The organism is Mesorhizobium kowhaii (assembly GCF_003253745.1).
In the GTDB taxonomy this organism is placed as follows: Bacteria; Pseudomonadota; Alphaproteobacteria; order Rhizobiales; family Rhizobiaceae; genus Mesorhizobium; species Mesorhizobium kowhaii.
The window spans coordinates 209007-227332 of the sequence record NZ_MZXV01000070.1; the positions used below are offsets into that span (position 1 = coordinate 209007).

Consider the following 18326-nt stretch of genomic DNA (forward strand, 5'->3'; position numbering starts at 1 on the left):
CCGGCCGACGGCCTGCCAATCAGACACACGAGTAACGGCTACATGTCTCCCACAGTCCTGCGCATTCCCAGTGATGAGGTCTTGCCTGCCGCCGTGGATGTCGTCGTGATCGGCGGCGGCATCGTCGGTTCGGCAGCCGCCTATTTTCTGGCCAAGCGCGGGATCTCGGTTGCGCTGGTGGAGAAGGGCTATGTCGGCGCCGAGCAGTCGTCCCGGAACTGGGGCTGGTGTCGCCAGCAGAATCGCGATGAGCGTGAGCTGCCTCTGGCCGGCTATGCCCTGCAGCTCTGGGACCAGCTGCAGCAGGAGACCGGCCGCGATCTCGGTTTCCGCCGCTGCGGGCTGACCTATGTGACGAACGACCCGCGGCAACTGGCGGAGTGGGAGCGGTGGCGCGAGACCGCGCTGAGATTCGACGTCCATACACGGATGCTGAGTGCTGCCGAGGCAACCGCCGCGACGGCAGGGACCGGTCGAAGCTGGCTGGGCGGCGTGCACTCGATCGACGACGGCAAGGCCGAACCGGCGCTTGCCGCGCCCACGCTGGCGGAGGCTGCCCGCAACCATGGTGCGAAAATCATCCAGCAATGCGCAGCCCGCGGGCTCGATGTCAGCAACGGCCAGGTGACGGGGGTGGTCACGGAACGAGGCCTGATCAAGGCCGGTGCAGTGCTCTGCGCCGGTGGCGCTTGGGCTTCCACATTTTGCCGTCAGCAAGGCATTGCTTTCCCGCAGGCAAGCGTGCGTCAGAGCATTCTGCGAACGAAACCGGGGCCGCAGCTGCCGGAAGCGATCTATACCCCTGATTGCGCGCTCACCCGGCGTCTCGATGGGGGCTACACCGTCGCGATAAGTGGGAAGGCGACCCTCGAGATCACGCCGCAAGGCCTGCGTTACGCGCGCTCCTTTCTGCCGATGTTCAAGCAGCGCCTGAAGTCCATCGAGATCGGCATCGGACGCTCGTTCCTTAACGGGCCAGAGGCGCTCGCCAGCTGGCGGCTCGACGAGGTCTCACCTTTCGAGCGCATTCGCGTCCTCGATCCGGCCCCCAACCCGCGCACGATCTCGCGGATTATGGCCAGAGCCAGAGCCCTCTATCCCCGCCTTGCCAATGTCGAGATGGCTGAAAGCTGGGGGGCCTATGTCGACTGCACGCCCGATGCTGTGCCCGTCATCTCTCCAGTCGCCGCGCTGAAGGGGTTCTTTTTGGCGGCGGGATTCAGCGGTCATGGATTCGGGATCGGACCAGCGTCGGGCCGGTTGGCGGCCGACCTGATCGCCAACGACACACCCGTCGTCGATCCTGGCCCATATCGTCTGTCGCGGCTGTTGGACGGCTCCAAGGTCGAGGTTGGCGGCATCTGATGTCTGGGAAGAGTGACGGTATTTTTGTCTGCTACCGAGGTTGCAGCTGCACCGGGTCAACGGGGACAAAATCGACCGGCCTTGTCGATAGTCCGCTAAACCACGGAAGCCGCGAACAGCGGAAATTCACCAATGAAATCAAAAGCCCAAATTTTTGACGGTACATCTGCCGGCACCAACTGCGAGCCGAAAATTAATTGCCATTAAAAATCAACCGGTTATCATGGGTTGAAACAATCGAGTGGGAGTAGGGGAGCGACGGCAATAGAGTCATTCGGCGGACTATTCGGCCTCCGTTTGCGACCACGCGGCATTCACTCGTCGTTGGATTCGTGCTCATTTCTAAACAGCTTGACCAATCTGAAACGCCCCGGGCGATGGATGTAAAGCGCCATCGACGTGGCATAGGGCAACGGCGTAGAAAGGCGTGCAATTCGGCGGGCTTCGCTCTGAGGTCATCGCGCCCACACCGAGCTGGCTAAGCGCACCTGAATGAGAGATGCAGTCTGGAACTGGCAGCGAGTCCGTGCCTGTGAGCCCTCTAGGCGCATTCCTGAAATCAGCTAGTCGCATTGCACCGGCTTTACTTGGAATTGATGCTGCGCCCGATTACGCGGATGTTAGTGACTGGTCGAATAGTCGCCGCCTAGGTCTCGGTACGACCAACTACAGTCAGCTTGACGATGCGCTTACCGGATCGGCGTTTCGCCGCGAAACAGCGGCTGGTGCTCCCGCATCAAGGCGGCAATCCGGTCGGCGACTTTTCGTACCGGCGGGGAGTGACGTTCCTCGTGATGGGTGACGATCCATTGGTCGGTTTCGAGTTCGGGGATAGGCTGAGCGACGCGAACCAGCCGCGGATCGCTGTCACCGACGAAGCACGGAAAGATCGAAAGGCCGGCGCCGGCGGCCACCAGTTCGCGCACCGAATGGGTGTTGTTGCCGCGCACGGCGATGCGGTCGCCGTGATGGGCTTGCAACCAGCGTGCCGAGGCAATGTTTGCCCCTTCGCCGGTGACGCCGACGAACAACCCGGCGGCGATGCCGTTGATCAGGTGGCGCCCGGAATAGATGGCATGGGCGACCTTGCCGCTCTGACGGCCGGCCAGCCACTGCTCGGTTGGGCGCTCGCTGCGGATGCCGATGTCGGCGGCACGGCGTCCGATGTCGACCCTGTCGGTGGTGGTGACGAACTCCACCCTTATGCCGTCATCGACCGTCCAGATCTCGCCGATGTGGGCGGAAACGAAGGCCGAGGTCCATGGCCCGGCCGAGACGCGGACAATGCGGTCGGGCAGGCTTCCCTCGCGCCACCGGGTCAGCGACTGCATTGCTGCCTCGACGTCTTCGGCGCGCCGCAGCAGTTCTTCACCGACCGGGGTCAGCCGGTAGCCGGTCTGCTGACGCACGAACAGCGGTTCGCCGATCTGCTTTTCGAGCGCGGTGACGCGTCGTCCAAGGGTGGCAGCGCTGAGCCGCGTGGTTCCCGTCGCCGCGCTCAGGCCACCCAGCCGCGCAACGTCGAGAAACAACCGCAGATCGTCCCAGCCGATATCCATTTTGCAGAAATGAAAAACTCCTTGCGACCGTGGCTGTAGCGCGAAGCGGGCATCACGCGCAAGTATGCAGGCCTTGGCGGCGTTGGACAATCCGGTCTGTCGGGACGGTGACAAGCGTCCCGGCTGGCCAGCAAGCCAGTGCAATCCGTTCGATCGCGCATGCGCTTCGTGCAGATGCTTTGCGCTTTCGACCAACCCGGACGCGGGCCTTCCGCGCGCCAGAGGAGATGATCATGTTGGATGAACTTCGACGCCGTTTCGCCCGCTGGCGTGCCTATCGCCAGACACTTGCGAGCTTGAGACATGTCCCGGATAGCACACTGGCGGATGCCGGCATTTCTCGCGAAGAGATCCGCGAGCGTGCCCGCCACGCCAGCCTGCGAGGTTGAAACAATGAAGGCGGGCATGCAGATGATGGAGCTTTGGGATGGCCGCTCGGTACCACGCATCGGGATCGGCACCTGGGCGGCGGGTGGCGCCGCGCGCTGGGGTGATGCGGCGACCATCTATGGCGAGGTCGACGACATCAGGTCGCAAGCCGCGCTGGCGATGGCCTATGACATCGGCGCGCGGGTGTTCGACACGGCTGCCGCCTATGGCGCCGGCAATGCCGAGCTGATCCTCGGGCGGGCGTTGAAGGGCAGGGACGAAGCCGTCATCGTCACCAAGGTCGGCTATTTCGGCGACCCCGAAACGCGCAAGATCGCTCCCGAGGATGCCTCTGCCGCGGCGATCCGGACATCGATCGACAAGTCGCGGCAGCGCCTGCAGCGCGATTGTATCGACGTCGCGCTGCTGCATATCAACGAGTATCCGATCGAGCGCGCCGGCGAGGCGTTCGATACGCTCGGCCAGCTGCATCAGGAGGGCAAGATCGGCGGCTTCGGCTGGAGCACCGATCACCGCGATCGGCTTGCCGCCTACGCGGCCCGCGACGGTTTCGTCGCCGTGGAGAACGACTTCAATGTGTTCACCCCGGCGAACGAGCTGATGGCCGTCGCGGCGCGCGAGAACCTCGTCTCGTTCAGCCGGCTACCGCTGGCAATGGGGCTGCTCACCGGCAAATACACGCCGGCCATGAAGCTGCCTGTCGATGACGTGCGCGGCGGGAATGCCGAATGGATGGTGTTTTTCAGGGATGGCGCCGCCAACCCGCAATATCTGTCAAGGCTCGCCGCAATCCGCGACCTGCTCGCCTCGGGCGGGCGCACGCTTGCACAGGGCGCGCTCGGTTGGATCCTCGCCAAATCGGCGATCGCCTTGCCGGTGCCCGGCTTCACGCGGCCCGAGCAGGTCGAGGACAATCTCGGTGCGCTGGAAAAAGGGCCGCTGCCGGCAGCGGTGATGGCCGAGATCGACGCCGTGCTGAATATTGCCGAGACCGCCTACTAGTGTAGCGAATCCGAAATTGGCATTGGTGATGATGCCGGCCAACTTCGATCTCTGAGGACCGGGATTCGGTCTTGTTGACCACCGCATCGTCAATTGAACCTCGGATATCGGCAAGCTATTGATTTTCAAGAACCGGATTTTGATTGGCTCCTGACGACAGAGAAGGCAGCGACATAATCTGACGGTGCTTCTGACGGTATATTCAGGAGCGCTCGAGAGGGTTGGTCACATACCGTCAGATGAATCAGCGCGCTGACGGTATTTTCGGCGGCTTAAACTTTGAAATTGTTAGAGAAAAAGCCGTTTGAGGTGCCCATACTTTCCTGACGGTATTTTGCCCCCATAGCAGTCGCTTCGCACATGCCTGCCAAGGGCTGGTGTGTGTGCAATGTGTGCTGAGTTAGTCACGACATAGATGGCCAACCGGCGATCCCTCCGATCTTGCTGGGTTCGGTCGGTCTTATGGGGACTGGACAATGAACGAGGCCGTACAAGGTGCACCGCCCTCCACTGCGAGCGCCGCAGTCCAGGAACTGCCTACCGGCACATCGAGCACTCGGCAGTTGGGACGGTGCAAGGCCGTACCGACGACGATATGTTCCCCGGCCGTCGCGCTCATCGGTACGTCAAGCTCTTGAGGTGCCACGGAAAATCCGCAACCCCACGCCTTGAGTATGGCCTCCTTGCGTACCCAGCCGCGGTAGAGGGCGGCTAGGCGGTCGCCGGGGGAGGAGGCTCTCCAGGCGGCATATTCGCGTGGCGATGCCCATGTCGTCAGGATTTCGTCGGCATCGATAGTCTCGATGCGTTCCAGATCGACGCCGACCTCGCATTCAGATGCAAATGCGAGAAGCGCCGCCCCACCCGCATGCGAAACATTGAAGTGCAACCGTTCGCACGCCATCCGAGGCTTGCCGTGAGCGCCATACGCAATGAGGACCGACCGTGGCGGCACCGCCAGGTAATTCGCCAGGATGCGGCGCAATCCCGCTCGCGTGCGCACGAATTGTGCCCGCGCCCGGGGCGAACGCAGCCGCTCCGCGCGCGCGCGTTCCACATCGTCGAGCAGCTTCAGCGCATCGGCTTCTGCCGCAATGCATGGCCGCGCGTCGAGCAGCCACAAGTGGACCTTGCCGACGTCCGGCGGCTCAGGCATTTTCGATGTCGACCGCCACACTGGCGATCCAGCTCATGCTTTGCGCGATCGCCGCAAGATCCGCAGCAGCCATATTGTCAGGCGGGACTGCAGCCCAGGCCTTGATGAGGTCGGCCACGTATTCGTGCAGTGCCTCCCGCACCATCCTCCGCACTTCCGGCGTCAGTGTCGCTGCACGCAGCGCCTCGTGATAGGTGGCAAATGACTGAGCTATGCGTTCCGCCGCCTCCGGGGCCTGGAGCGGCTCCTGCATCGCCTCGGCGCAGCGGGCGAAGGTCTCGGCAACGGCCGCGCCACCCTCGGGCGAGGTCCAGGCAGATTCGAGAACGCCGCGAAAGCGCGCGAAAGCGCGGGCGAAGTCAAGCTGAGGACCGTCTTGGGTCCATTGCCAAGGCGATTGTTGCTCCGGGTTCATAACGCAGCTCCAGAGTTGGTCCGTTTGCGCGCTTCATCCAGCAACGCGCCATAGCCATGACGTCGCGCAGAGGTGTCAAGCAATGCCTCGATACCGGTGCTGTCCTGCCAGGCGCCGCCTTGCATCTCGACCACCTTCTCTTTGACGCGCAGCCAGATCGGCTCAAAACCAGGCAGGCCGTCGCCCAGAACGATGAACCCGCGCCAGCCCGCCTGAGGCACGGCTGGCGCAGCGCTTGGAACTGACAACGCCCGCGCCCGGGCGGCCAGTTCCGCGACCTCATTGGGTGCAAGCCTGAATGAAGGATTCGGCCTGCCTGAGAACAGGTCCAGCACCACGCGCACTACAACACCTCCACTCCCGGCGGTACGAACAGGTAGCTGCAAAATTGCGTGTAGGGGCCGCGGTCACACGTGGCCGGCGTCAGTGCGCCGGCAATGACGCGGCCCCGGTTGTCGACGTTGCGGGCACTGTAGATGCCCAGCTTGTGGCCCCAGAAGTCGCCATGCGAGCGGTACCAGTGGAAATCGTGTCCCGGCCAAACAGCCAGCGCCGCCAGCCGCGCCGGGCCGTCGCAGTTCGCCCTGAATCCATCGGCGAATGCAGCCCGCGCGACCGCCTCGCAGCTGAACTCATCATACTGACGACCGACCCTCCGTCCGGGCTGCGCAACGAAATTGGAAACATAGTTGCTGGCATAATTGTAGCAATTGTTGCGCAGGCGCACAGACGGCGTGTTCCAGAACCAGGGGCTATAGGCGGCGAGGATCGGCTCACAGGGCGGCTCGACCTCCGGCTGTTCGGCAGCTGTGGGCGCCTCGGCGCCGCTGGCGCGTAGCGCAGCGCTACGGTTAGCACGTGGTGCCACGCCGTCGCCCCGCAATTCGACGGAGCGCGCTGCTTCGTCGATCACGGCGCGCGCGACGAGCGGTCGGGCGCTTTCCAACAGCGCCAAAACGGCCTCGCGCTCCTCATCCGGCAGCCGCGCCCGCCGTGCGGAGACTGCCTCCTCCTTGGTCTCCATCGTCGCAGGCGGCGACACGCCGACATAGAAGGCTGCCGGCGCGTCGGCGTCTTCCGGACCAATCCCGACGAGCAGGCCACGATAGCCAAGCGCCGGCGTCGGGGCAGCAGAAACCGGCCCGCCCTGGCGTGACATCAGTTGTCTGACGTGTTGGGCCAAAGACGGCGGCACCTGCCATGTCGGGTTGGGACGACCGGAGAATACATCTAGCATCACACGCATGCGCCGTCTCCTTGCTGATGCAACTGTTGGCGTACATCGGTATCGCTCATTTCAAGCACCTGCAGCACGATGGCTGCGGCCGCTTCCAACCGCTGCCGCGCCGAGTCATCAGGGACGATCGCGCGCGAAAGCTCGCGTGCGCATCGGGCCTCGAATACTCGACGCAGCGGAATCTCGATCTGCAACAATTCTCGCAGTTGCGAAACCAGTCGCGTAGCCAAGAGCGAGTGGCCTCCGAGATCGGCAAAGAAATCGTCGGTCGCGCCTGCTTCCGGCACCTTCAACACGTCGCAGAAACACCTGACGAGCAATGTTTCAAGAGCGGTTTCCGGTGTCACGTGCCGCCGCTCCCTCGGGGCGGCGGCGGCAAGCATCCGGGCGATACGATCGCGGTCTGCCTTGCCGTTGGCGGTGAGCGGGATCTCTTCAACGACCCTGAAGACGCTCGGGATCATGAACGGCGGCAGTTTGTCCCGGAGATGGTTTCGAAAAGTCCCGGTCAAGTCGGCCTGATCGAGGTCGCACCCCGGCGAAAGCAGCAATGCCGCACGCAGTCGGTCATCACCCGGTCCGGCGCGATGCAGCATCACGGCCGCTTCAGCCACCGCCGGGTGTGTGCGCAATGCAGCCTCCACTTCATCTGGCTCGACACGGTGGCCACGCAACTTGATCTGATTGTCGGCGCGGCCGAGGTATTCGAGCGTGCCATCGCGGCGGTACCGTGCTCGGTCCCCCGAACGGTAGACCGGCGCTCCGTCCGGTCCGCGTACGAAACGCTCCGCGGTGAGACCGGCCTGGCCGACATAACCCAGCGCAACGCCGGCACCGCCAATTCGCAGTTCGCCAACCACCCCGACCGGGACCGGCGCACCGGACGCGTTACACACATTCAACCGCGTGAGGGCAATTGGACGGCCAATCGGCACCGGGCCAGGTCGAATGTCGCCGGCGCGCAGAAAATGCGCGCAGCAGCCAACCGTGGTTTCTGTCGGCCCGTACTCATTGACGATCAGCAATCCCGGCATGTGCGCGCGCCAAGGCTCGAGCGTCTCGCCGTGCAAGGCTTCGCCCCCAACGATGAAACAGCCAGTTGCACAGGCGGGCGCCCGCCCTCCGGCAAGCTGGCGCAAGCCTTCGAGGTGGCTTGGGGTCAATTTGACAAAGCCGTAGCGCCGGCCCGAGTGAAGCGCTTCCTCAAGCGCTTCGAGGCCGCCCCCGGCAGGCAGCAAAAACACGGTCTTGCCACACAGAAGCGGCACGAAAAGCGTGGTGATCGACATGTCGGCACTGATCGAAGTGCACAGCGGTGCCCCTTCGCCATCGTCCACCGGATAGACGCTCATGCACCAGCGGAGGTAGTTGAGCAATGCACGATGCGGCACCGAGACGCCCTTGGGCCGTCCGGTGGAACCGGAAGTGAACAGTATGTAAGCCGGGCTCTCAGCGTCGGCACGCACCTTCGGTGGCGGTACGCCGAGTTGCGGTGGTTCGCGGTCCACCACGATCGAGGTGAGCCCGGTCCGCAAGTCGGATCCCGTACCTTTGGAAACAAGAAGCACCGTCGCCCCTGCCTCAAAGAGCATGTCGCGGGCGCGCTGGACTGGCAATTCAGGCCCAGAGGCACATAGGCAGCGCCGGCCTTGAGCACGGCGAGCAGTGCCATCGGCAGATACGTGCACGGCTCGATCGCCACCCCCACGCAATCGCCGGGCCTCACGCCGCATGCGATGAGCTGATGAGCGAGACTGTTGGCGCCGCCGTCGAGCTCCGCATAGTTGAGGCGTCCGTCGGGTGCCTGGCAGGCGACTGCGTCCGGGCTGAGACGCGCTTGTGCTTCGAACAGCCCGCACAGGTCGGTTTCGGCCGACGGCATCGCAGGGCCTCGCGACCAAGCTTCCAACTGATGCAGTTCGGCCGCATCCACCATTGGCAGATCTGCCACCGACGCTGCGGGATCGGCCAGCGCCGCCGAAAGTAGTCGCAAGAAGCGCTCCACCAGTCGTTCGGCGCTCGACTGCTGAAAAAGATCGGTAGCGTATTCCAGTTCGCCGACCAGGCAGGATGCCGTTTCGGCAAGCTGCAGGGTAAGGTCAAAGGCCGAAGTGCCACGCGCGAAGCTGAACGCTGGCGTGGCATCCGAGGTCGCCTTACGCACCTGGCTGGAAGAGAGCACCTGGAACGAAACTTGAAACAGCGGGTTGCGCGACAGATCCTGTTCGGGCGCCAGGGCCGCCACCACCATGGAGAAAGGCAGGTCCTGATGGTTCTGCGCTTCACGCAGCCGGGCATGCGTACGTTCCACCGCTTCGTCGAAGCTGCAGCTGCCGCTGAAATCCAGCCGCAAAACCACGGTATTTGCAAAAAAGCCGACTACGTCTTCGAGCTCGGCATATGGACGCGCTGCCATTGGAGTGCCGATGGTCACCTCGTCCTGTCCCGCGAGCCGGTGCAGCAACGCTGCAAAAGCGGCAAACAGCACGGTGAAGCGTGTGGTGCGCAGGCGGCGCGCCAGCGCTTCCGCGGCTGCAGTTGTGGCTGCGTCGATGGTGATCGGTGCGCGCGCCCCACGATAACTTGGCCGGGCGGGACGAGGATGGTCCGTGGGCAGCTCGAGTTGCTGCATGCCCTCGAGCCGCTGCACCCAGTATTTGCGGTGCTGAGCCATCCTTTCACCAGACATTGCCTCGCGTTGCCAGACGGCAAAGTCGGCATATTGCACCGGTAATGGCGGCAGCGACGGATGCCTGCCGGCTAACAGCTCGGAATAGACCTGGCCGATTTCGGCCAGCAATTTCTCCAGCGACCATCCGTCGGCGACGATGTGATGGATTACGAGCAGCAGCAGCGATTCACCGGCAGAGAGCAGCAACAGCCGACAATGCAGAAGCGGCCCTTCGGCAAGGTCGAAGGGCTGCTGGCTGGCAGCCGAGGCTATCTGCGCGGCGCGCGCCTCCGGATCCGGCTCGTAGCTGAGGTCATCGATCTCGCAACGCACGGCTGTCGCAGGCAGAATGCGCTGCACCGGCTGTCCTCGGACGAGCGGGAACACGGTGCGCAACGCCTCGTGACGGGCGACCACCGCCGAGAGTGCCCTTTCCAGGTAGCGCCGCACGGGGACAAACGGCAGCCTCTGCGCAATCGAGATATTGTAGAAAGGATTGCCCGGAACGAGTTGGTCGAGGAACCACAGGCGGTCTTGTGAATGTGAAAGCGGGAAGTCGCGTCCGTCGCGCGGCTGGACAGGGATTTCCTGCACCGGCCGAACTTGAATGAGGCGCTCGCGCAGCGAGCGCTTCTGCTCGGATGTCATCGCGGTAATGCGGTTTTGCAGACTGTTCAAGGCACCCCTCTCGATTCCGCTGGTTCTTGTGAGGCGAGCAGCGCCTCGCGCTCGGCCGCTGGCATTGACGTCAACAGCGCCAACAGCTCTTCGTCGCTGGCCTCCGATGTCGCGGCCCGGCACTCCGCGATCCAACGGGCAAGCTGGCGGACTGACGGGTGGTCAAATACGGCACCCGCCGGCACATCGATTCCGAGTTGGCGTGACAGTCGTGAACTGACGCGCAAAGCCGCCAGCGAATGCCCGCCGAGATCGAGGAAGAAGTCTCCGTCGAGCGCCACCAAATGCAGTTGCAGCACCTGCGCGAAACACGCCTGGACTTCTTTTTCAAATGGCAGCACCGGATTCGTATCGCCAGCATCCGACACTTCTTCGGGCGGCGGCAGCGCCAGTCTGTCGCGCTTGCCGTTGGGCGTCAGCGGTAGCGCATCGAAACGTGCGATGACCGTCGGCAGGAACGCCTGCGGAAGCCGTTCCCGCAACCCGGCCAACAATCGCCGCGCATCGAAGCTGGATGCAGGCGCGGCGACGTAGGCAACGAGGCGGCCCTCCCGCAGCACGACCATGGCATCGCGGACTTCGGGGGCTTGGCGAAGCAGTGCCTCGATTTCGGCCGGTTCGATCCGGAAACCACGCAACTTGATCTGCTGGTCGCGTCGGCCGAGGCAGACAATCAAGCCGTCGCGCTGCACACGGGCCAGGTCGCCGGTGCGGTACATTCGCGCCGCTTTGCTGCCTGCAAAAGGGTCGGTGACAAAGCGCTCGCGTGTCAGTTCGGCAGGCCCGAGATATCCAAGCGCGACACCTACGCCGCCGATGCACAACTCACCTGCCATCTCAAGCGGAACGGGGCGCAGCTTGCTGTCGAGCACATATGCACGCACGCCAGCGATCGGTCGGCCGATCGGGACGACACCCAGCACAGGGGGTTCTTGGTCGGGATCGAACCAGGTGGCATCCCAGACCTCCGAAGTCCCGTAAAGATTGTAGAGTGTGGCCTCCGGATGGTGTCGGCGGAAATGCTGGTAGAGGTCTGCGTGGAGCGGCTCGCCGCTGCAGACCCAGAACAGCAGGTGCGGCAAGTGCCGCCCGAGGTCCGGTTGCGCTTCGAGCATCATCTTTAGCAGCGACGGCACCAGCCACAGCCGTGTGACGCCGCGCGATGCCAGCAGGCGGATCAACGCGGAGGCATCCGTTCCGATCCGCTCCGAAACGATCAGGGTCGGCACACCTTGCAGCGTGGCGCCCAACAGCTCCCACAGCGAATCGACAAAGTTGATTGCGGTGCGCTGACAGGCCATTTCATTCGCACCGAAGGGGTAGGCCTGCCACATCCATGTGAGCCGGTTCGACACCTGACCCCATTGAACCAGCACCCCTTTCGGCCGGCCCGTCGAGCCAGACGTGAAGACGATGTAGGCGGGGTCGTCGCGCCGCCAGCAGACCGGCTCGTCGTTCGCCGCATCGCCGCTGCAGGGGTCGAGGACGTCGCCGATGTCGATCACGGTCGCCGGTCCGTCTGGCGGAGTTGGGCCGGTTGCCAGCAGCACGGCCGGCTTGGCGTCCGCCAGCATTTGCTCCAGGCGGTGCCTGGGATAGGCCGGATCGAGCGGCAGATAGACGCCGTGCGCCTTCAGCACGGCGTAGAAGGCCACCACTTGCTCCAACGAGCGGGGTGCAGACACGGCGACCGGCACGCCGCGATCCACACCAAGGTCGTGCAACCGTCGTGCGAGCCGCGACGACGCGCGCTCCAAGGTGTCGAAGTCGAGCATACGATCGTCAACAATGAAGGCCGGAGCTGCGCCATTGTCGCGCGCCAGACCCCGCAACAGTTCGAGCGGGTCCAGCTCCACGCGCGCATCGGCATCGCCGACGGTTGGTTCTTCGATCAGCCGCCGGCGTTCAGCATCGGAGAGCGGCGAAAAGGTTGCCAAAGTTGCAAAGGGCGCGCCGTACATGCCCCGCAACAGGTTCAGCAAATGTTCGACAAGAGCTCCCATGTCATCGCCATGGAAGCGGCTGCGATCGAACCGCAGTTTGAGGTGCAGCCGATCACCCGGGACCGCGAGCAAACTGAGCGGCACGTTGGCACGCGCCAAGTCGAGGCCGCCGGTCGCGGATTCGAGCTTCGCCGCCGCCTGCGGGAAATTCTCGAACACCACCAGCGTGTCGAACAGAGGTCGGTCAGGGGAGATCTCGCTGCAGCGTTGCAGTTCGGCGCTGTCGAGGTGGTGGAAAGCCGAGCCGCGTGCCTGTGCGCTCTGCAAATCCTTGAGCCATGGCACCAATGCTGCCTGCGGATCTACGCGCACCCGCACGGGGACGGCGTTGATGAAGAGGCCGATCATCTGCTCGATGCCGGGAACTTCAGGCGGTCGCCCGGAAACGACGGCACCGAAAACCACATCGTCGCGGTCCGTATAGTGGCCGAGCAGCAAAGCCCACGCACCTTGCAGCACGGTGTTCAACGTCAGGCCGTGCTGGCGAGCGAATGCCCTGAGCCGCGCCGATTCCTCTGCATCAAGGTTACCGCTGACCTCAGTGTCGGCTTCTGCGAGAGCCGCGCGGCCAAATGGCCGCGGCAGGCCAATCTCCACCGGCTCGTCGTAGCCACGAAGCACATTGGCCCAATATTCGCGTGCTGCTTCGAGGTCGCGCGTGGCCAGCCAGTCGATGTAGTGGCGTAACGAGCGTCGCACCGGAGGCCGGTAAGGCACGTTACGGACCAGCGCGCGATAATGTTCGATCATCTCCGCTGCCAGCAGTTGCGCACTCCATCCGTCGAGCAGGATGTGATGGAACTGCCAGACAAATCTCACTTGGCCAGCGCGGCCGCGGATCAACGACAACCGTATCAAAGGCGGACGATCGAGCGCGAAGCCCGCCCGGCGGCTGTCCCCCAGATACTGTACCAGCTGAGCTTCGAAGGCAGCCGCGTCGAGATGTCGCCAGTCGAGCTGTTCGAAAGCCAATGCGACGTGACGGTGAGCAACTTGCACCGGCTGCTCAAGGTCTTGCCAATGGAAGGATGTGCGCAGCGCCGGCGTGCGCTGAACCAGTTCATCCCACGCCACCTGGAACGCGCGCGCATCGACAGGCTCCGGCAGCGACATCACCTCCTGCTGTATGAAGACGCCGCTTTCTGGCGCGCGCAGACTGGCGACCAGCATCGCCGCCTGGAGCGGCGCCAGTGGCCAGAAGTCTTCAATTTCAACGCTGTTCGTGTTCAATTCTGGTCTCCCTGCCCACGGTTGAGGCGCGACATCAACGTGACCAGGTCCTCCGCCCTGATGTGACGGGCGAACCCCCCCTCGTCCTCTTCTTCACCAACGTCCTCTTCAACGGATTCGGTCGGCTTCGCGGCGCGAGCGAGCAGGGCCAGTGTCTTGTGGACGAAGATGTCGTTAGGCTCGATCAACAGCCCCGCTTCACGCGCGCGGCTGACGACTTGGATGCCGAGGATGGAGTCGCCGCCGAGCTCAAAGAAATTGTCGTTGATACCCACCTGCTCGAGCCGCAATATGGCGCCCCAGATGGCGGCGAGCCGCAGTTCGGCAGCTGTCGATGGGGCAACGTACTCAGCTCCGAGTTCAGGCCGCATACCGTCTATCTTCGGCAGGCGGTGGCGGTCTACCTTGCCGCTCACGGTCGTGGGCAGCGCATCCAGCAGCAGGAAGCGCGCGGGGATCATGTAGGCCGGCAAACGCTGGGCAAGGAAGGCGCGGACCTGCGGCACCATCTTGCGCGCAAAGGCGGATTGCAGCGGGTTGTTGGTCCAGCGTCGCCGGTGCCCGGCGTCGCCTCCAAGAGTGCGACGCGGGATTGGCCCGCGGCCCGCCCGGTTCATTGCGAGCGGACTGAACACGGCGTCGATGTGACCGGTCGCGTGGCGTCCCGCGACATGAAGCTCGACCTTGCAGCCGGCTTCGGCTGCGCAAGCGAGCAACTGGTCTGCGTCAAGCCCCTGCACGGTCACCGGTCCTGCGTTCGAGCGCAGGTCGCCGACACGGCGCGATCCATCGCTGCTCATGACCTGTGCGGCGGCGTGCAGCTCCGCCTCGACGGTCCGGCCCGGAATGTCGGCGACCAGCAGGGTTTTCCCGTCAAGTGCCCGCAACGTCCGCAGCAGCGCCTCGGCGCTGCCCACGCTCGCCCAGTCACAGGTGTCCGCCGCCTTCACGACCTCCGGCGACCAGCCCACATGGAGCATGACGTCATATCGGAAAAGCGTCAGCTCATTGTCGGCGCGGCCGGGTTTGGCAAGAATCTCAACCGCCCGGATGCCGGGGAAATCCGCTGCCAGCGCGAGGAAAAATTCGGAATCGACCGCCAGCTCTTGTTCCAGCCCCAGGCGGCGCGCCACACGTTCCTGCAAGGTGGCCAGGGGCAGGTCGGACTCTGCCCGGTACAACTCCACGGAGGTTGCGAAACACTCCAGCAGCGCCAGGCTCCGCACATCGCCGATGAATACGGTACCGCGGGCACCCAGCGTCGACAACGCGGCGCCTATCACGTCGATCAGGTAGCGTTCGCTCGGGAAGTACTGCACGACCGAATTGAGGATCACCAGGTCCACTGCGCCCGTCGATTGGGCTGCGACCTCGTGCGCCGCGCATCGACGGAACTCGATACCATTGATCCCGGCGCCGGCCGTATGCTTGTCGATATGGTCAAGCGCTCCTTGCGAGATATCGGTTGCCACATAACGCCGGGCCTTGGGTGCCAGGCGAAAAGCCAGCAACCCCGTGCCGCACCCAATTTCGAGGGTTTGCTCTGATGCGAGCGAATTCAATCGTTCAACCGTGCTTGCAAGCCACTCTCGCATCGTCTGCTCGTCTAGCGGCAGGCCCGTGTAGCTGCTGTTCCAGCCATCGATTACAAATGCCGGATCCGCAGCGTCCGCGATCGTCCCGTAGGTTTCATCGTAGATGCGATGCCAGTGTTCCACCTGCTCGCTCGAAGCTGCGCTCTCGAACTGTGCGGCGCTAGGCGCGCGTGGGTCCTCGCGCTGCACCACGTATGCGACGAGACGTGCATCTCCAACGCCGACCTCGCGCACCGCGACCGCCGCCTCGGCGATCTCGGGATGCGATTGCAATGCCGCCTCGACTTCGCCGAGCTCGATGCGGTGACCGCGAAGCTTGATCTGGCGATCGATGCGGCCGATGAAGTCAATACGCCCGTCGGCAAGAAATCGCACGCGGTCGCCGGTGCGATAGATTCTTTCGATAGGGCCATTGCCCAGCGGCAGCTCGACAAACCGCTCGGCCGTCAGTTGCGGCCTGCCAAGATATTCCCGCGCAAGTCCGATCCCTGCCAGACAGAGCTCACCTGGGACGCCGATCGGCACCGGCTCTCCGTGCGCATCGAGGACCCAGGCGCGCATATTGTCGATCGGCACGCCGATGGTCGGCGCGCGCGAAAAATCCTCGCATCGCTCCCAGGTCGCCCAGATGGTCGTTTCCGTGGGACCGTACAGGTTGAAGAAGCGCCTGCCGGGTGCCCAGTGTGCCACTATCGAGGCCGGGCAGGCCTCGCCTGCCACCATCAGCGTGGTGAGAGTTCGCAACCCCGAGGCATCGAGCGCGAACAACGCGGAAGGCGGCAACACCGCGTGGGTGACGCACGCCTCGTCGATCAGCCGAGCGAGCCCGGCACCGGGCATGCGTTGCTCAGGTCCCGGGATCACCAGTGTGGCGCCGACGCCGAGCGCGAGGCCGAGTTCGAACACGGCGGCATCGAAGCTGAGCGAGGCGAACTGCAGCACGCGGCTTTCCGCCGTCGTATCGAGCAGTCGTCGTTGGGCCGCGAGAACATTGGCCAGTCCAGGCTGCCCGATGATCACGCCCTTCGGCTGGCCCGTCGAGCCTGAAGTGTAGATGATGTAAGCCACTTCACCTGATGCGCGGTCCGTTGCACGTGGTGCCGTGGTGCCGTCGTGCGCCATCGCGCTGACGAAAAGTGGCCGGCATTCGAGCAACGACAGCGCATCCTCGACGCGGCCCCACGCCGCGGGCTCGGTGAGGACGTGGCGCGCCCCGGTATCCTCGGCAATATAGCGCAGGCGCTCGATCGGGAGATCGATATCGAGAGGTACGAACGCCACGCCTGTCTTCAGCGCGGCGAGTATCGCGACCACGGCCGCCGGGGAACGGTCGAGCAGCAGCAGTAGCGGTTCGCCCGGCCGAACGCCGGCCTCCTCAAGTCCGGCGGCGAGTTTTTCAGCCTGCTGATCAAGCGCCCCATATGTGATGGTGCCCGCAGGGCCGGCAAGTGCGATACGGTCAGGTGCCGTCGCTGCGAAGCGCTCGAATTGCTGGCAGAGCGGCGTCTCGTCGAAGGCGACCGCTTTGCCCTCGGACGCGTGCCAGAACCGGCGCCGCTCGTCCCGGTCGAGCATCGCGATCGTATCGATCGGCTGGTCGGGGTCTGCCGCCGCCGAGTTTAGCAAGATGCAGAAATGCCTGACCATGCGCGCGGCCGTCTCGGGATCGAATAGCGCGGTGCTGTATTCCATGCCTCCGGAAACCCCGCCGGCATGCTCATGCAGGTGGAACGCGATATCGAAAATGGAGGTTCCGCGTTCGATTGACACCACCGAATCCTGAGCCGGCAAGGCACTGCCGCTATCGATGTTCCACGCGTTCTGCAGCACCAGCCCGATTTGAAACAACGGATTGCGGTTAGGCTGGCGCTCGGGCTGGAGCGCTTCGACCAACTTCTCGAAGGGCATGTCCTGGTGCGTGTAGGCATCGAGCGCGGTCTGCCGCACGCGGCGCACCAGTTCGCGGAAGGTCGGCCTGCCGCTGGCGTCGATACGAAACACCAGTGTATTGACGAAAAAGCCGATCAGCGCCTCGACCTCGGGCCGCGTACGATTGGCGATCGGGGCGCCGATCGCGATGTCCTCGTCGCCGGTGTAGCGCTGCAGCAACGCGGCAAGACCTGCCAACAGCACCATGAACAGGGTGGCACCTTCTTCGCTCGCCACCCGTTTCAACAAAACGAGCACAGCGGCCCCGATGCTCAACTCCTCGAAATCACCTTCGAAGCTCGGCTCGTCCGGACGCGGTCGGTCCGGCACCAGCGTCAATTGCGGCAGATCGGCGAGCTGCCGGCGCCAATAGGACAGTTCCGTCTCCAGCCGCTCGCCGCTGAAATACTGGCGCTGCCATTCGGCGAAATCGGCATACTGGATCGTCAGGGGTTGGAGCGGGGAGGGCCGGTTGGCGACGAAGGCCCCATATGCGGCAGCCAGTTCGCGCAGCAGGATCTGCATGGACCAGCCGTCACAGACGATGTGATGCAGGGTCAGCAGGAGCCAGTGTTCGTGCATCGATAGCCGCAGCAAACGTGCGTGCACCATGGGCCCATGGCGCAGATCAAACGTCAGCCGCGCCTGTTCGCCGGCTTCGCGGCGCGCTGCCTCCTCGCGCTCCTTCGGCTCAAGATGCGTAAGGTCGAGCAGCGGCATCGGCACCGGGCCGGGTGGCAGCACCTGCTGCATCGGCTCGCCTGCAGTGTCAGTGAAGACAGTGCGCAGGGCGGCATGGCGTGAAACCACGTGATCAAGGGCGCGCTTGAGCGCCGCCACGTTCAGAGGCCCGCGCAGGGGTAAGTTCAGAGGCACATTGTAGAAAGGGCTTGCCGGCGCGAGGCGCTGCATGAACCACAGGCGCTGCTGGGCCCAGGAAAGCGCTGCCGGGCCAGGGTGATCGCGGGGCGACAGCGGCGGATCATCTGACGCGGGGGGCTGCAGCCCGGCCGAGCCAAGCAACTTGCCGAGCAGCGAACGACGTTCGGCACTCATGTTGCCGGATATGGGGATTGCCGTCATATGCCGACCCCAA

11 protein-coding genes and 1 pseudogene are annotated in these 18326 nt (G+C 64.1%); 3 read left to right on the forward strand and 9 right to left on the reverse strand.

Going from position 1 to position 18326, the window contains the following annotated elements; translation table 11 throughout:
- Positions 1–42: 42 nt before the first annotated feature.
- A complete protein-coding gene (locus tag B5V02_RS31995; RefSeq protein WP_111547991.1) occupies positions 43–1365 on the forward strand; it encodes an NAD(P)/FAD-dependent oxidoreductase in 1323 nt (440 codons plus the stop codon).
- A gap of 689 nt (positions 1366–2054) precedes the next feature.
- On the opposite strand, the gene B5V02_RS32000 is transcribed toward B5V02_RS31995, so the two are convergent.
- Positions 2055–2924 carry a LysR family transcriptional regulator gene (locus tag B5V02_RS32000; protein WP_111547992.1) on the reverse strand — a complete coding sequence of 290 codons (870 nt, stop codon included), beginning with the start codon at positions 2922–2924 and terminating at the stop codon, positions 2055–2057.
- A 233-nt stretch (positions 2925–3157) separates the two neighbouring features.
- Between B5V02_RS32000 and B5V02_RS32005 the strand changes: the two genes are divergently transcribed.
- Both B5V02_RS32005 and B5V02_RS32010 read left to right on the forward strand, forming a co-directional pair.
- A complete protein-coding gene (locus tag B5V02_RS32005) occupies positions 3158–3313 on the forward strand; it encodes a YjiS-like domain-containing protein (protein WP_111548064.1) in 156 nt (51 codons plus the stop codon).
- Between the two features lie 4 nt (positions 3314–3317).
- Positions 3318–4316, forward strand: a complete 999-nt coding sequence (locus tag B5V02_RS32010; RefSeq protein WP_111547993.1) for an aldo/keto reductase — start codon at positions 3318–3320, stop codon at positions 4314–4316.
- A 460-nt stretch (positions 4317–4776) separates the two neighbouring features.
- Here B5V02_RS32010 and B5V02_RS32015 read toward each other — a convergent pair whose 3' ends face one another.
- The 8 genes and pseudogenes from B5V02_RS32015 to B5V02_RS32055 form a co-directional block, all read right to left on the reverse strand.
- The gene (locus tag B5V02_RS32015; RefSeq protein ID WP_111547994.1) at positions 4777–5472 is read right to left on the reverse strand and encodes a 4'-phosphopantetheinyl transferase family protein; all 696 of its coding nucleotides are present in this window, start codon (positions 5470–5472) and stop codon (positions 4777–4779) included.
- Entirely contained in the window at positions 5465–5887 is a 423-nt protein-coding gene (locus tag B5V02_RS32020) for a hypothetical protein (protein WP_111547995.1), read from the reverse strand. Before B5V02_RS32020 ends, B5V02_RS32015 begins: the two co-directional genes overlap by 8 nt.
- Complete coding sequence (locus tag B5V02_RS32025; RefSeq protein ID WP_111547996.1) at positions 5884–6231, reverse strand: hypothetical protein; 348 nt, start codon at positions 6229–6231, stop codon at positions 5884–5886. The genes B5V02_RS32020 and B5V02_RS32025 overlap by 4 nt, the downstream gene beginning before the upstream one ends.
- Positions 6231–7133 (reverse strand): hypothetical protein, encoded by a 903-nt coding sequence (locus tag B5V02_RS32030; protein WP_146606191.1) that lies wholly within the window; start codon positions 7131–7133, stop codon positions 6231–6233. The genes B5V02_RS32025 and B5V02_RS32030 overlap by 1 nt, the downstream gene beginning before the upstream one ends.
- Positions 7124–7444, reverse strand: a complete 321-nt coding sequence (locus B5V02_RS42800; RefSeq protein ID WP_425374437.1) for a phosphopantetheine-binding protein — start codon at positions 7442–7444, stop codon at positions 7124–7126. The genes B5V02_RS32030 and B5V02_RS42800 overlap by 10 nt, the downstream gene beginning before the upstream one ends.
- A gap of 26 nt (positions 7445–7470) precedes the next feature.
- Positions 7471–10443 (reverse strand): annotated as a pseudogene (locus B5V02_RS42805) (AMP-binding protein); the annotation flags it as partial.
- Positions 10444–10469: 26 nt separating this feature from the next.
- On the reverse strand, positions 10470–13706 hold the full coding sequence (locus B5V02_RS32050) for a non-ribosomal peptide synthetase (protein ID WP_111548000.1): 3237 nt from the start codon (positions 13704–13706) through the stop codon (positions 10470–10472).
- Entirely contained in the window at positions 13703–18313 is a 4611-nt protein-coding gene (locus B5V02_RS32055) for a non-ribosomal peptide synthetase (protein ID WP_111548001.1), read from the reverse strand. Before B5V02_RS32055 ends, B5V02_RS32050 begins: the two co-directional genes overlap by 4 nt.
- Positions 18314–18326 lie beyond the last annotated feature (13 nt).